Source organism: Streptomyces sp. SAS_270, assembly GCF_052543295.1.
In genome coordinates this window covers 17,769-31,657 of sequence record NZ_JBMNDS010000051.1, presented here as the reverse complement: position 1 = coordinate 31,657, position 13,889 = coordinate 17,769, and the positions used below count along the sequence as shown (strand labels likewise).

Sequence of the window (13,889 nt, the reverse complement as noted above, 5' to 3'; positions counted from 1 at the left end):
TACGCGCGCGTACCGGGCCCTCTTTCGGTTGACCGAACGATCGGCCGCCCGGGGTGGTCAGCTCTTGGTCGCCGAGGGCGCCGAGGACGCCGACTTGCAGCTCTCCTGCTTCGCCATCGCCTTGCCCACGTCGCCTTCCTCAAGCTTCTTCAGGGCGTCGTTCCCGCTCTGGCTCAGCGCGTCGAGCTGGGTGGCGATACCCTTCAGTCCGTCCGCGAACTTCGACTGGTCCTTGGTGTCGAGCTTGTCGACCTGCGTCTTGAGGTCCGCGTACTTCGCGGAGATGCCGTTGAGCTCCTTGACGGCGTTCGTCTTCTTCGTCTTGCCGTCCTCGACGTCCGGGGGTCCGGCCTTCTCGACGGCGGCACCGATCGCCTTGTAGGCGTCGGACATGTCCTGGAAGGCCTGGGCATCCGTCTTCTGGACCTCTGCCGGGGTGCTGTTGTCCGAGGTCTCCTTCTGGATGGCGGTGTTGGCGGCCTCGATCTTCTTCGCCTGCGGCTGCACCGCGTCACAGACCTGCTTGGCCCAGGAGTTCAGCTTGTCGCTGTTGTCGTCGTCGCTGCTGCTGCATCCCGACAGCGCCAGTACCAGTACCGCACCGCCGGACAGTGCGGCCGTGAGCTTCTTGTTCACCGGATTGGTCCCTTCCATGGCTCTCGGCCCCGGAACATACACGCCATGTGGGCGACAACCGTATGTCGAACGTCCATTTCAACCCGCATTGAAGCCATTTGCACCAAGCGAGAGAAGGCTCACGACAGGGGTGTGAAAACACAAGAACGGGCGGACGACGCGTCAATGCGCGCCGTCCGCCCGCCCGTTGAGCGGAACCTGCCCAGGTGTGAGTCCTGGTGCTACGAAACCACCGCAGGATCCGCCGACTTGGCCACCCGCTCGGAGTTGCCTTCGTCACCCACGGCGATCCCGCGCCGCTTGGACACGTACACCGCGACCACGATCACGCCGATCGAGACCACCGCGATCAGAATCCGCAGCCCCACGTTCTTGTCGTCGCCGTACGAGAACTTGACGACCGCGGGTGCGATCAGCAGCGCCACCAGGTTCATCACCTTCAGCAACGGGTTGATCGCGGGTCCGGCGGTGTCCTTGAAGGGGTCGCCGACGGTGTCACCGATCACCGTCGCGGCGTGGGCCTCACTGCCCTTGCCGCCGTGGTGACCGTCCTCGACGAGCTTCTTCGCGTTGTCCCACGCACCGCCGGAGTTGGCGAGGAAGACCGCCATCAGCGTGCCGGTGCCGATCGCGCCCGCCAGATACGAGCCGAGCGCGCCGACACCGAGGCTGAAGCCGATGGCGATGGGCGCCATGACGGCGAGCAGACCTGGGGTGGCCAGCTCCCGCAGGGCGTCCTTGGTGCAGATGTCCACGACCCGCCCGTACTCGGGCTTCTCCGTGTAGTCCATGATCCCGGGGTGCTCGCGGAACTGCCGCCGCACCTCGTAGACCACGGCCCCGGCGGACCGCGAGACCGCGTTGATCGCCAGCCCCGAGAAGAGGAAGACGACCGCCGCGCCCGCGATGAGACCGACCAGGTTGTTGGGCTGGGAGATGTCCATCATCAGGTTCATCGGCGCACCCGGTCCGGAGACCTTCTCGCCCACGTCGTGCGCGGCCGTGGTGATCGCGTCCCGGTAGGAGCCGAAGAGCGCCGAGGCCGCGAGGACGGCCGTGGCGATGGCGATGCCCTTGGTGATGGCCTTCGTGGTGTTGCCCACGGCGTCCAGGTCGGTGAGCACCTGCGCGCCCGCGCCCTCGACGTCGCCGGACATCTCGGCGATGCCCTGCGCGTTGTCGGAGACCGGACCGAAGGTGTCCATGGCGACGATGACACCGACCGTGGTGAGCAGGCCGGTACCGGCCAGGGCCACCGCGAACAGCGCCAGCATGATGGACGTGCCGCCGAGCAGGAACGCCCCGTACACGCCGAGGCCGATCAACAGGGCGGTGTAGACGGCCGATTCGAGTCCGATCGAGATACCGGCGAGGACGACGGTGGCCGCGCCGGTGAGCGAACTCTTGCCGATGTCCCGTACGGGACGACGGCTGGTCTCGGTGAAGTAGCCGGTGAGCTGCTGGATCAGCGCGGCCAGGACGATGCCGATCGCGACGGCGACGAGTGCGAGGATCCGCGGGTCGCCGTCCCTGGCCTTGATCGCCGCGTCCGTGACCCCGTCCAGTTCGGCGTAGGTGGACGGCAGGTAGCTGTAGACCGCCACGGCCACCAGGCCGAGCGAGATCACCGCGGAGATGAAGAAGCCGCGGTTGATGGCGCTCATCCCGCTGCGGTCGGTCCGGCGCGGAGCGACCGCGAAGATGCCGATCATCGCGGTGAGTACGCCGATCGCGGGAACGATCAGCGGGAACGCGAGCCCGGAGTCGCCGAACGCCGCCTTGCCGAGGATCAGCGCGGCGACGAGCGTCACGGCGTACGACTCGAAGAGGTCGGCCGCCATGCCGGCGCAGTCACCGACGTTGTCGCCCACGTTGTCGGCGATGGTCGCGGCGTTGCGCGGGTCGTCCTCCGGGATGCCCTGCTCGACCTTGCCGACCAGGTCGGCGCCGACGTCGGCCGCCTTGGTGAAGATGCCGCCGCCGACACGCATGAACATGGCGATCAGCGCGGCACCGAGGCCGAATCCTTCGAGCACCTTCGGCGCGTCGGCCGCGTACACCAGCACCACACACGAGGCGCCCAGCAGACCGAGCCCCACCGTGAACATGCCGACGACGCCGCCCGTGCGGAAAGCGATCTTCATGGCTTTGTGCGAGACGGTGGTGAGATCCTTTTCGGGCTCACCCTCCGCCGGAGTCGCTTCCCTTGCCGCGGCGGCCACGCGGACATTGGTCCGTACGGCGAGCCACATACCGATATAGCCGGTGGTCGCGGAGAACACCGCGCCGATCAAGAAGAAGATCGATCGGCCGGCCCGCTGATTCCAGTCGTCCGCCGGCAGCAGCATGAGCAGGAAGAACACCACGACGGCGAATACGCCGAGGGTGCGCAGCTGGCGCATCAGATAGGCGTTGGCGCCTTCCTGAACCGCCCCCGCGATCTCCTTCATGCTGTCGGTGCCCTCGCCGGCCGCGAGTACCTGCCGTACGAGGACCCCGGCGACCGCGAGGGCCGCGAGGGCCACGACACCGATGATCATCACGATGACCCGGTTGTCGTCGGTCAGTACTGCGGCTGCGAAGGTTGTGGGATGGTCAAACTGCTGAGGGGTAGAAAGCCCCGCCATTCGTCCTCCTTGACGCCTGTGCTGAGCTCAAGATGTGGACGGATTGTAGGTACCGGAACCTGATCAAAACAGTGCGCGGTAAACGGAATTAGCCTTCACATGCTCTTCAGCAAATGATCCACGGGCAACGATGGGGCTCGAAAGAGCTAATGCCTCAAAGGCGTTGACGCTTGATCCAATTATCGCGTGATTGATCGTGAATTCATTCACGAATTGCTCTGTTTACTCTGTGTGACCACAGTACGGCCCGGCACTGACAGCGGGGACCGGCGGAGCAGAGGCCGCCGGGACATGCCGAAGGGCCCTACCGAGTAGGGCCCTTCGGGTGAGACATGTCGCGGCACAAGGCCGCTGTCGGGGGAGACGCGAGGCTGCTGTCAGGGAAGAACCGTGGCCGGCGGCGTGGTGGGCCAGCTCATCCTGATCAGCCCGCCGTTCTCACCGGCGGTGACCTCCACGTCGTCGACGAGGCCGCTGATGACGGCGAGGCCCATCTCGTCCTCGTCGCTCTCCACGTCCGCGTCGCCGCCGTCACGGGCTCCCGGAGCGTTGTGCCCGGGGGCCGCGCGCGGTGCTTCGTCGCCGACCTCGATGGAGAACTGCTTCTCCTCCTCGATCAGCGTCACCCGCACCGGCGCCGACGTACCGCTGTTCTGGTGCAGTCCGACGGCGCGGGTACAGGCCTCGCCCACGGCGAGTCTGACCTCGTCGAGTACGGCCTCGTCCACTCCGGCCCTGCGCGCCACCGCTGCCGCCACCAGTCGGGCGGTCCTGACGTGCTCGGGCAGCGCGCTGAAGCGGAGTTCAACGGTGGCCATGCATCCCCCTCAGAACTTCGGGCGTGCTGTCGGAGGGCCGGGCCGCCGAGGCCCGGTCCCCCCACGTTGGTTCGGCCGTCATGGGCGCGCGACTTCTGCCGATCTTCGGCTCGCGGCCCGGTGACGGGTCAGTCGGTGGCCGCCACCGCTTCCTCGACCGAGGTGTGGATCGGGAACACCTTGGTGAGACCGGTGATGCGGAAGATCTTCAGAATGCGCTCCTGGTTGCAGACCAGGCGCAACGAGCCCTCATGGGCACGCACACGCTTCAGGCCGCCGACCAGCACGCCGAGCCCGGTGGAGTCGAGGAAGTCGACGCCCTCCATGTCGACGACGAGGTGGAAACTCCCGTCGTTGACCAGCTCGACCAGCTGCTCACGCAGCTTGGGCGCGGTATATACGTCGATTTCGCCACCGACCTCGACGACCGTACGATCGCCGACGGTACGGGTCGACAGGGACAGGTCCACGGATCCTCCAGCACCTTGCTATCGAGCGGTCGCCCCTCAGGACACCTCGGCGGAGCCCTTGGGACGTTCGCCAGCCGCGATGGCATTCAATCACTTACCGGCAGGCGTGCACGACGCCTTGGCTCCATTGTCCGTCACGCCAGTGACAGACTCGATGCCGATGGCCAAGAATCACCGATCCGATCGACCCTCGACGGACACCGCTTCCCGCCCCTCGCCGGGCACGGTCCTGGACCGGCTCGCCTCGGGACCGAGCCGGGCTTCGCGCATCACTCATACGGAGCACTTGCCCCCGCGAGAGGGCCGCCATGCCGTCTGGCCGGACCGGATCCGTCCAGAGGTGATCGCGGCCGTGCAGAGCGCGGGCATCGAGCATCCATGGGCCCACCAGGCCCTGGCCGCCGAGCACGCCCTGGACGGCGACTCGGTGGTCGTCGCCACGGGCACCGCCTCCGGCAAGTCCCTGGCCTATCTCGTACCGGTGCTGTCGTCTCTGCTGGACGGGTCCGAGGCGCCCAACGGCCGCGGGGCCACCGCGCTGTACCTGGCGCCGACCAAGGCTCTCGCGGCGGACCAGTGCCGATCGGTGAAGGAACTTTCACAACCTCTCGGCCATGCCGTGCGCGCCGCGGTCTACGACGGCGACACCCCCGTCGAGGAGCGTGAATGGGTACGTCAGTACGCCAATTACGTGCTGACCAACCCCGACATGCTGCACCGCGGCATATTGCCCGCCCACCCCCGCTGGTCCTCCTTCCTGCGCTCCCTGCGCTACGTCGTCATCGACGAGTGCCACACCTACCGAGGCGTCTTCGGCTCCCACGTCGCCCAGGTCCTGCGCCGACTGCGGCGCCTCTGTGCCCGTTACGGCGCTTCCCCGGTCTTCCTGCTGGCCTCCGCGACCGCCGCCGAGCCGTCGGTGGCCGCCGGCCGCCTCACCGGCCTCCCGGTGGTGGAGGTCGCGGACGACGCCTCCCCGCGCGGTGAACTGGTGTTCGCCCTCTGGGAGCCCCCGCTCACCGAACTGCACGGCGAGAAGGGCGCGCCGGTGCGACGCACGGCAACCGCCGAGACCGCCGACCTGCTGACGGACCTCGCCCTCCAGGGCGTGCGCTCGGTGGCCTTCGTACGGTCCCGGCGCGGGGCCGAGCTGATCGCGGTGATCGCCCAGGAACGGCTCGCCGAGGTCGACCGCTCACTGGCCCGGCGTGTCGCCGCCTATCGCGGCGGCTACCTCCCCGAGGAACGCCGCGCCCTCGAACGCGCCCTGCACTCCGGCGAACTCCTCGGCCTCGCCGCCACCACCGCCCTCGAACTCGGCGTCGACGTCTCCGGGTTGGACGCCGTCGTCATCGCCGGCTATCCGGGCACGCGCGCCTCGCTGTGGCAGCAGGCGGGCCGGGCCGGACGCTCGGGCCAAGGGGCTCTCGCCGTCCTGGTCGCCCGCGACGACCCGCTGGACACCTTCCTCGTCCACCACCCTGAGGCCCTCTTCGACCAGCCCGTGGAATCCACCGTCCTCGACCCCGACAACCCGTACGTCCTCGCCCCGCACCTGTGTGCGGCGGCCGCGGAAATGCCTCTGGTCGACGAGGACCTGGCCCTGTTCGGCCCGTCCACCGAGGAGTTGCTTCCGCAGCTGGAGGCCGCGAAGCTGCTGCGCCGACGCACCAAGGCCTGGCACTGGACACGCCGGGAGCGGGCCGCGGACCTGACGGACATCCGCGGTGAGGGCGGCCGTCCCGTCCAGGTCGTCGAGGCCGGTACCGGGCGGCTGCTCGGCACGGTCGACGCGGGTTCCTCGCACACCAGCGTCCACGAGGGCGCGGTCCATCTCCACCAGGGCCGCACGTACCTGGTGCGAACGCTGGATCTGGAGGACTCCGTCGCGCTGGTCGAGGAGGCCAACCCGCCGTATTCGACGGTCGCCCGCGACACGACCGCCATCTCCGTCCTGGAGACGGACGTCGAAGTCCCCTGGGGCCAGGGCCGGTTGTGCTACGGCTCCGTCGAGGTCACCAACCAGGTCGTCTCCTTCCTGCGCCGCAAGCTCATCACCGGCGAAGTGCTCGGCGAATCGAAACTCGATCTCCCTCCTCGTACGCTGCGCACCCGCGCCGTGTGGTGGACCGTCACCGAGGACCAGCTGGAAGCGGCCCGGATCAACCCGGAGATCCTCGGCGGCGCCCTGCACGCCGCCGAGCACGCGTCCATCGGCATGCTCCCGCTGTTCGCCACCTGCGACCGCTGGGACATCGGCGGCGTCTCCATTCCGCTGCACCCGGACACCCTCCTGCCCACGGTCTTCGTCTACGACGGCCACCCGGGCGGTGCGGGCTTCGCAGAACGCGCCTTCCACACCGCCCGCTCCTGGCTCACCGCCACCCGCCAGGCCATCGCCTCCTGCGAGTGCGACGCCGGCTGCCCGTCCTGCATCCAGTCCCCCAAATGCGGCAACGGCAACGATCCCCTCCACAAACGAGGCGCCGTACGCCTCCTCACGGAACTCCTGCGGGAGGCACCGGAGGGCTGACCGACCGAGCTTGCGGAGCCGCCTCGGCCTCCGGGGCCGTCACTCCCGGGTCCGGGACTGCCGGCCCGGCGGGTCCCGCTCTCGATCGGACCTCGGTGGCGAACGGGCCCCGGCCCGACGCCGCTCTCACGTCCGAGGTCTCGCCCTCGATCGCGCACCGAACGAGCCGGGCCCCCTGCGCCCGTGCCACCCTCCCCGACCGGGCACAGGCCACCGCTTCTCCGTCCGCCCAGTGGTCCGCCGCCGCGAGCGCCGCCAGGTCGGCCGCCCCCGCGGCACGGTGCCGGACCACCACGGCCTGCCCCATGGCCAGCACGGCCCCGAAGACCACGCACAGCACCGCGATCGCGCCCACGACCCAGACGGTCGCCGAGCCTCTGTCCGAGCCGAACTTCCCCCTGTCGACGCCGGGTTCCTCCCCACGTGCCCTGAACTCCGGCCTGCTGCAGCCCGGTTCCCCACCTCCCGTCATCCCCCGCTCACCCCCACCGTCTCCTCCGCCAAGGCCACGGCTTCGTCGCTCAGTTCCAGGGTGAGCGCGTCGGGGCCCGGCGCATGGGCCATGACGCGGACCCGGACCAGGTCGCCCTCCCGGCTCACCACGACGTGCGCGCCGCGCGGTGCGGCTCGGCGGGCCGTGGCCAGGACCGCGTCGGGCGGGTCCTGGCGGGCGGCCGCGCGGGCGCCCGCTCTGGCCGCGTCCACGCACTGAATCTGCGCGGACGCGGCGAGAAGGGCCCAGATCAACGCCATCGCCACAGCGACCAGGGCGGGCAGCACCACTGCGGCCTCGGCGGTCACGAACCCGCCGTCCCCGTACAGGTTCCGGCCGCGACCGACCGCCCTCCGCCCGCGTCCGGGCCCCTCACATCTGGACACTGAGCGCCCGCTCCACGATGCCCTGCAACTGGTCACTGACCTGCCCGCTCGTCAGCACCTTGTAGAGCACCGCCGCGAACCCGACCGCCGCGATGATCCCCACCGCGTACTCGGAGGTGACCATGCCCGCATCCCTCCGTGCCAGGCCGCACATCCACGCCCACACCCACGCCCGTACTCGTACCGCCTTGTTCATCTCAACCCCCGTAAGGTTCAGCACTTTTGATCGTGTTTCGCTCGGTCCCCTGATCGCTCAGCTGTCGGTGTCGCTCACCGCCCGCCTCCGCCCAACACTCCGTTCGCCAGCCCGATCACCACGGGCAGTACGCCGATGGCGAGGAACGCGGGCAGGAAGCACAGCCCCACCGGGGCGGTGACCAGGACGGCCGCCCGGCGGGCCCGCTCCGTGGCCGTGCGCCCCCATGCGGCGCGGGCGTCCGCGGCCTGCCGAGCGACGGGCCCCGCGGCCGGTACGCCCGACTCGCCCGCCCGTTCCAGCAATCGCGCCAGCGGTCCGGCACCCGGTATCGACGCGAGCCTCCGCCACGCCTCGGCCGGTTCGCCCCCGAGCCGTACCTCCGCCGCGCCCCGTGCAAGCCGCTCCCCGACCGGCCCTCCCAAGGCCTCGCCGACGGCCTGGGCGGCCACGACGGGACCCGCGCCGGCCGCGATGCAGGCGGCAACCAGGTCTGCGGCAAGGGGAAGTTGACGGGCGGCCTGCGCCGCGTCGTACTCCTCCACAGGGGCGGGCCGCCGACGCTGCCACCACCTGATGCCGAGCCCGGCCGCCAGGCCCACCAGAACCCCGGCGAAGCCCCCGAGCAGCACCCAGCCGGCACACACCGCACCCGTCAGCGGCAGCCACCGCCGTGCCAGGCCCCGCGCCTCGAAGTGCCGTCCCGCGGGCGCCGCGATCTCCGAGGCCAGCAGCTCGGCCAGTCGCCTGCGTACCCTCCGCTCACGCCGGGCCGCCAGAAGCGACCGCACCAGCCACCCGAGCGCCGACGCCCCGCACACCACCGCCCCCAGCCTGTGGACAACTTCCGCGCTCATGCCGCCTCCGCTCCTCGCACGATGCGCAGCGCCCACCACAGCCCGACGGCCTCCAGCACTCCGCCGACCAGCAGACAGCCGAGTCCGGCCCCGGTGTGCAGCAGCACGTGCAGCGGGTCGGCGCCCAGCGCGGTGCCCAGCAGGAGCCCCAGCACCGGCAGCCCGGCGAGCATCACCGTCGTCGACCTGGATCCGGCCAACTGGGCACGCAGGTCGGCGTGCTGATCCCGCTCGGCGCGCAACGCCCCCTCCAGCCGGTCGAGTCCCGCCGCCAGGCCCGCGCCCCGGTCGACGGCCACGCGCCAGCACGCCGCGAGCCCCACCAGCCCGTCGGCCCCCGGCTGCCGTGCCGCATCGATGAGCGCACCCGGCACATCCCCGCCGAACCGTGCCGCCGCCAGCACCACCGCCTGCGCCTCGCCGAGCCCGCCCGAGTCACGCGCGGCCCGGAGCAGTGCCTCGCCCGGCTGCCGCCCGGCCCGGACCTCTCCGGCGAGCGCCCCGCACAGGGCGATGACGGCGTCCGAGCGTCGCTCACGCTCACGTCGCGCCTCCCCGGCCAGGCGCACCCGCCTCAGCAGCGGCACCCCGGCAGCGCCGGCAAGCAGCGGCAGCACGGACGCGCCCAGCAGTGCGATCACCGCTCCGACGGCCAGGCTCCAGCCTTCGGCCCGCAGCCGCCCGCGCAGTCGCCGCCATCCGGCGAGCGCACGTTCCCCGGGCGGCCCGGTGGCCACCACCCCGCTGCCGGCGAGCACCAGCCGCGCCCTGCGCACCCCCGACCCCCGCCCGCCCATCAGACAGGCCGCAGCCCCGGCGCACGCCATCGCCGCCCCCACCGACATGTCACCGATCGCCATCACGTCCCCCGTCCGCGTCCCGGCCCTCAACCCCCGTCACCGTTCCCCGCTCCCTTCGCTTCCGTTCCGGAGCAGCCCCTGCAGCCGCTCCCACCCCCGCTCGCGGGCGAAGGCCTGCGCACCCCACCGCAACGCGGGCACCGTCACCACCAACCCGGAAGGATCCCGTTCCAGTACGTGCACCTCGGCGATCCGCCGCCGCCCGGCCCGGTCCCGTACGAGATGCAGGACCACCGACAGAGCGGCCGCCAACTGGCTGTGCAGGGCGGCCCGGTCGAGCCCGGCGGCCGTGCCCAGCGCTTCCAGCCGGGCCGGCACCTGCGCCGCCGCGTTCGCGTGAACCGTGCCCGAGCCGCCCTCGTGGCCCGTATTGAGCGCGGCCAGCAGGGAGACGACCTCGGGCCCGCGCACCTCGCCGACGACCAGCCGGTCCGGTCTCATGCGCAGGGCCTGACGCACCAGGTCCTGCAGGGCGACGAGCCCGGCGCCCTCCTGATTGGCGGGCCGCCCTTCCAGACGCACCACGTGGGGGTGGTCCGGGCGCAGCTCCGCGGAGTCCTCGGCCAGCACGATCCGCTCGCCCGGTCCGACGAGCCCCAGCAACGCGCTGAGCAGGGTCGTCTTGCCGCTCCCGGTCCCTCCGCTGATCAGGAACGACAGCCGTGCGTCCAACAGGGCTCTGAGCACCCGGTCCCCGCCGGGCGGAACCGTGCCCGCCGCCACCAGCTCGTCCAGGGTGAACGCCCGCGGCCGTACGACTCGCAGCGACAGACAGGTGGAGCCGACGGCGACCGGTGGCAGCACCGCGTGCAGGCGCGTCCCGTCCGGCAGCCGTGCGTCCACCCAGGGCCGGGCGTCGTCGAGCCGGCGCCCGGCCACGGCCGCGAGGCGCTGCGCGAGCCGTCGTACCGCTGCCGCGTCCGCGAAGGAGACGGCCGTCAGCTCCAGGCCCCCGCCCCGGTCCACCCACACCCGGTCCGGTGCGGAGACCAGCACGTCGGTCACCGACGGGTCGGCGAGCAGCGGTTCCAAGGGGCCGCTGCCGACGAGTTCCGAGCGCAATCGCTCGGCCTCGCCGAGGACTTCGGCGTCCCCGAGCACTCTTCCCTGCTCGCGCAGTGCCTGCGCCACGCGCGCGGGTGTCGGCTCGCAGCCGCTCTCGGCGAGCCACTGCCGTACGCCGTCGAGCAGGCCCGCGCCGCAGTCCATGCCCGCCGCGGTGTCCCACCGCCCGGTCATACGCCACCCGCCTCGGTCAGCGCCCGCTCCCAGAAGGCCGCGCAGAACCGTCCGAGCGGTCCCCGCGCCGCTCCCCCGGGTGGCACGCCGCCGTCCGGCATCGGTGGTTCGACGGGCACTTCGCCGACCAGCGGCAGCCCGAGCAGCCGTCCCACCTCTCGGTCGTCCAGACCCGGCGTGCCGGGGCCGCGCACCACGACCCGCAGGTCGCGCAGGACCATGCCGACCGCGGACGCCACCCGTTTGGCCGCCGCGACCGCGCGCAGCTCGGCGGGGACCACCAACAAACCGACGTCCAGTTGGGCGAGGGCCTCAGCGACGCCTTCGTCGATCCGGCGCGGCAGGTCGACGACCACGGCTCCGCCGCGTCGTCTGGCGGCGGCCAGGACCGCGCGTACGGCCTGGGGCGGGACGGTCACGCTGTCGCCGCGGTCCCAGCTCAGCACCCGCAGCGCGTGCAACTCGGGCAGGGACTCCTCCAGGGCTCCGCCGCCGACCCGCCCTCGTGAGGCGGCGAAGGCCGGCCAGCGCAGACCTTCGGCGGCCTCTCCGCCCAGCAGTACGTCGAGTCCGCCGCCCAGCGGATCCGCGTCCACGAGCAGGGTGCGACGTCCCTCGCGCGCGGAGGTGACGGCGAGCGCGCAGGCGAGCGTGGAGGCTCCGGCGCCGCCGCGGCCGCCGATCACTCCGACGGTGAGCGCGGGCCTGCCGACGCCTTCGGCCACGTCCGCGATCCGGTCGACCAGCCACTGCTCGCCGTCCGGAAGCATCAGGACATGGTCCGCGCCGATCTCGACGGCCCGCCGCCAGACACCGGAATCGTCCTGATCCCGCCCGACCAGCACCACCCCGCGGCGGCGCGTCGCACCGCGCACACGTCGGGCGGCGTCGTCACCGACCAGGACGAGGGGCGCCGACTCCCAGCTCCCTCTGCGTTCCGGAATCCCGTGGTGGACCTCCGGCCTGGCGCCCGCCGCCGCGCACAGGCGGAGCAGGTCATCGAGGAGTTCGGCGTCCTCCGTGACGATCAACGGTCCGCCCTGCCGCCCTTCGGCGGCGGTCGGCCGGCCGTGTGTGATGGCTCCCGCCATGATCTCCAGCCCCCTTCGCTGCTTCTTGCGCGAAGCCCCCTGGGACCCCGCGATTCCCGCTCGTGTGAAGAACCGGCAACCGGCCTCCATATGAACGGCCGATACGAACCGGCCATACGCGCCGACAAACGGAACCGGTCATGAAGTCGCCGTGAGCCGGACGCGCTGGAATCACGGTGCAGCGATCGCGGAAATCGTGTGGATCTTGGTCGATAACTGTGGACAACTCAGCGGCTGTGAATATCGCCCTCACTCATACCGGTGACCTCTGTGCGACTTCCGCAGAGCGGCGGGATGGCTACCCACAGTGACGAGTCATGTGCAGGGGAGGACCAGGTCGAGGCGCTGGCGATGCGGCTCCGGGGCCGCGCAGAAGAGGGGAAAAACCCATCCGGACATGCGACGACCCCCGCCGGGGGGGAGAGCGGGGGTCGTCCCCACGGTCCGACTCGGGGGGGAGGAGCCAGACCGGGTTAGCACGGTCGCGAACGATCCGTGACTTCCATGGTGTACCCGAGAGCCCTCTCAGGCAAACCCACGCGCCACACACTACGCCGAATGGTGGGCGCCTATGCTCGGCTCGTGGAAAACCACTCCTTGCCTCGCACAGCAGCCTTCTTTGACCTGGACAAGACGGTCATTGCGAAGTCGAGCACGCTCACGTTCAGCAAGTCGTTCTACCAAGGCGGGCTGATCAACCGCAGGGCGGCCTTGCGTACCGCATATGCCCAGTTCGTGTTCCTCGCGGGCGGCGCCGACCACGACCAGATGGAGCGGATGCGCAAGTACCTGTCCGCACTGTGCCGCGGCTGGAACGTCCAGCAGGTCAAGGAGATCGTCGCCGAGACGCTGCACGACCTGATCGACCCGATCATCTACGACGAGGCGGCGTCCCTCATCGAGGAGCACCACATCGCCGGACGGGACGTCGTGATCGTGTCCACGTCCGGGGCCGAGGTCGTCGAGCCGATCGGTGAACTGCTCGGCGCGGACCGCGTGGTGGCGACGCGGATGATCGTGGGCGACGACGGCTGCTTCACCGGGGAGGTGGAGTACTACGCGTACGGACCGACGAAGGCCGAGGCGGTCAAGGAGCTGGCGGCGTCGGAGGGATACGACCTCTCGCGCTGCTATGCCTACAGCGACTCCGCGACCGACATCCCGATGCTGGCGTCCGTCGGCCATCCCCACGCGGTCAATCCGGACCGGGCGCTGCGGCGCGAGGCCATCGCCCGCTCATGGCCGATTCTGGACTTCCACCGTCCGGTCCGGCTGAAGCAACGGATTCCCACGCTGTCCGTGCCGCCCCGTCCGGCGCTCGTCGCGGCGGCGGCCGTCGGAGCGGCGGCGGCCACCGCGGGGCTCGTCTGGTACGCGAGTCGGCGTCGGGCAATCGTTACTTGATCTGCCCTGTGAACTGGCCACACCGCAGATACGCCCGAATCAAGCCCATTTGAACCTAAAAGTAAAGAACTGCGGCCAGGGGTTCCACTTCCTCCGAAGCTGGAGTACAAAGGGGTTAACGGCCCGCGAGACCAAGGACATCCGAGAGGATCACCTTTAAACGCAACCAAGGCCCCACGGACCGAGCATGAACACCAGGCACCCACGCGACGTCGACCCGTCGATTACGGGCCAGCCGCACCAGGTAACGGGCAGCAGTTCCCGACCTGATGGGCAATA

At 70.8% G+C, this 13,889-nt stretch carries 13 protein-coding genes; 2 read left to right on the top strand and 11 right to left on the bottom strand.

Translation table 11 applies throughout. The features are described 5' to 3' along the window. Nucleotides 1-57: 57 nt before the first annotated feature. From ACN6LB_RS28860 to bldG, 4 genes are all read right to left on the bottom strand, one after another. Complete coding sequence (locus ACN6LB_RS28860; protein ID WP_445028433.1) at nt 58-654, bottom strand: small secreted protein; 597 nt, start codon at nt 652-654, stop codon at nt 58-60. Nucleotides 655-857: 203 nt separating this feature from the next. After that, nucleotides 858-3,263 carry a sodium-translocating pyrophosphatase gene (locus ACN6LB_RS28855; RefSeq protein ID WP_445028432.1) on the bottom strand — a complete coding sequence of 802 codons (2,406 nt, stop codon included), beginning with the start codon at nt 3,261-3,263 and terminating at the stop codon, nt 858-860. A gap of 377 nt (nt 3,264-3,640) precedes the next feature. Next, nucleotides 3,641-4,081, bottom strand: coding sequence for an ATP-binding protein (locus ACN6LB_RS28850; protein ID WP_356135074.1), 441 nt, complete (start codon nt 4,079-4,081; stop codon nt 3,641-3,643). A 128-nt stretch (nt 4,082-4,209) separates the two neighbouring features. After that, on the bottom strand, nt 4,210-4,551 hold the full coding sequence (gene bldG / locus ACN6LB_RS28845) for an anti-sigma factor antagonist BldG (protein WP_003975386.1): 342 nt from the start codon (nt 4,549-4,551) through the stop codon (nt 4,210-4,212). A gap of 79 nt (nt 4,552-4,630) precedes the next feature. Between bldG and ACN6LB_RS28840 the strand changes: the two genes are divergently transcribed. Further along, nucleotides 4,631-7,084, top strand: coding sequence for a DEAD/DEAH box helicase (locus ACN6LB_RS28840; protein WP_445028431.1), 2,454 nt, complete (start codon nt 4,631-4,633; stop codon nt 7,082-7,084). Here the strand turns inward: ACN6LB_RS28840 and ACN6LB_RS28835 are convergent. The 7 genes from ACN6LB_RS28835 to ssd form a co-directional block, all read right to left on the bottom strand. Continuing rightward, a complete protein-coding gene (locus ACN6LB_RS28835; RefSeq protein WP_445028430.1) occupies nt 7,050-7,556 on the bottom strand; it encodes an Rv3654c family TadE-like protein in 507 nt (168 codons plus the stop codon). The genes ACN6LB_RS28840 and ACN6LB_RS28835 overlap by 35 nt on opposite strands. Then, a complete protein-coding gene (locus ACN6LB_RS28830; RefSeq protein WP_445028468.1) occupies nt 7,553-7,906 on the bottom strand; it encodes a TadE family type IV pilus minor pilin in 354 nt (117 codons plus the stop codon). The genes ACN6LB_RS28835 and ACN6LB_RS28830 overlap by 4 nt, the downstream gene beginning before the upstream one ends. 43 nt (nt 7,907-7,949) lie before the next feature. Then, on the bottom strand, nt 7,950-8,087 hold the full coding sequence (locus ACN6LB_RS28825; RefSeq protein ID WP_445028429.1) for a DUF4244 domain-containing protein: 138 nt from the start codon (nt 8,085-8,087) through the stop codon (nt 7,950-7,952). Between the two features lie 146 nt (nt 8,088-8,233). Continuing rightward, a complete protein-coding gene (locus ACN6LB_RS28820) occupies nt 8,234-9,016 on the bottom strand; it encodes a type II secretion system F family protein (protein ID WP_445028428.1) in 783 nt (260 codons plus the stop codon). Continuing rightward, complete coding sequence (locus ACN6LB_RS28815) at nt 9,013-9,876, bottom strand: type II secretion system F family protein (protein WP_356135082.1); 864 nt, start codon at nt 9,874-9,876, stop codon at nt 9,013-9,015. The genes ACN6LB_RS28820 and ACN6LB_RS28815 overlap by 4 nt, the downstream gene beginning before the upstream one ends. A gap of 36 nt (nt 9,877-9,912) precedes the next feature. Then, on the bottom strand, nt 9,913-11,115 hold the full coding sequence (locus ACN6LB_RS28810; RefSeq protein WP_445028427.1) for a TadA family conjugal transfer-associated ATPase: 1,203 nt from the start codon (nt 11,113-11,115) through the stop codon (nt 9,913-9,915). After that, nucleotides 11,112-12,206, bottom strand: a complete 1,095-nt coding sequence (ssd, locus tag ACN6LB_RS28805; RefSeq protein ID WP_445028426.1) for a septum site-determining protein Ssd — start codon at nt 12,204-12,206, stop codon at nt 11,112-11,114. The genes ACN6LB_RS28810 and ssd overlap by 4 nt, the downstream gene beginning before the upstream one ends. Before the next feature lie 558 nt (nt 12,207-12,764). On the opposite strand from ssd, the gene ACN6LB_RS28800 reads away from it, so the two are divergent. Next, nucleotides 12,765-13,610, top strand: coding sequence for an HAD family hydrolase (locus tag ACN6LB_RS28800; RefSeq protein WP_356135088.1), 846 nt, complete (start codon nt 12,765-12,767; stop codon nt 13,608-13,610). Nucleotides 13,611-13,889: the final 279 nt, after the last annotated feature.

Coding starts and splice junctions, on each gene's coding strand:
- ACN6LB_RS28860 (WP_445028433.1), bottom strand. CDS start 654: ATGGAAGGGACCAATCCGGTGAACAAGAAGCTCACGGCCGCACTGTCC.
- ssd (WP_445028426.1), bottom strand. CDS start 12,206: ATGGCGGGAGCCATCACACACGGCCGGCCGACCGCCGCCGAAGGGCGG.
- ACN6LB_RS28835 (WP_445028430.1), bottom strand. CDS start 7,556: ATGACGGGAGGTGGGGAACCGGGCTGCAGCAGGCCGGAGTTCAGGGCA.
- ACN6LB_RS28850 (WP_356135074.1), bottom strand. CDS start 4,081: ATGGCCACCGTTGAACTCCGCTTCAGCGCGCTGCCCGAGCACGTCAGG.
- ACN6LB_RS28800 (WP_356135088.1), top strand. CDS start 12,765: ATGGTGGGCGCCTATGCTCGGCTCGTGGAAAACCACTCCTTGCCTCGC.
- ACN6LB_RS28840 (WP_445028431.1), top strand. CDS start 4,631: ATGGCATTCAATCACTTACCGGCAGGCGTGCACGACGCCTTGGCTCCA.
- ACN6LB_RS28815 (WP_356135082.1), bottom strand. CDS start 9,876: ATGGCGATCGGTGACATGTCGGTGGGGGCGGCGATGGCGTGCGCCGGG.
- ACN6LB_RS28855 (WP_445028432.1), bottom strand. CDS start 3,263: ATGGCGGGGCTTTCTACCCCTCAGCAGTTTGACCATCCCACAACCTTC.
- ACN6LB_RS28810 (WP_445028427.1), bottom strand. CDS start 11,115: ATGACCGGGCGGTGGGACACCGCGGCGGGCATGGACTGCGGCGCGGGC.
- ACN6LB_RS28825 (WP_445028429.1), bottom strand. CDS start 8,087: ATGGTCACCTCCGAGTACGCGGTGGGGATCATCGCGGCGGTCGGGTTC.
- ACN6LB_RS28820 (WP_445028428.1), bottom strand. CDS start 9,016: ATGAGCGCGGAAGTTGTCCACAGGCTGGGGGCGGTGGTGTGCGGGGCG.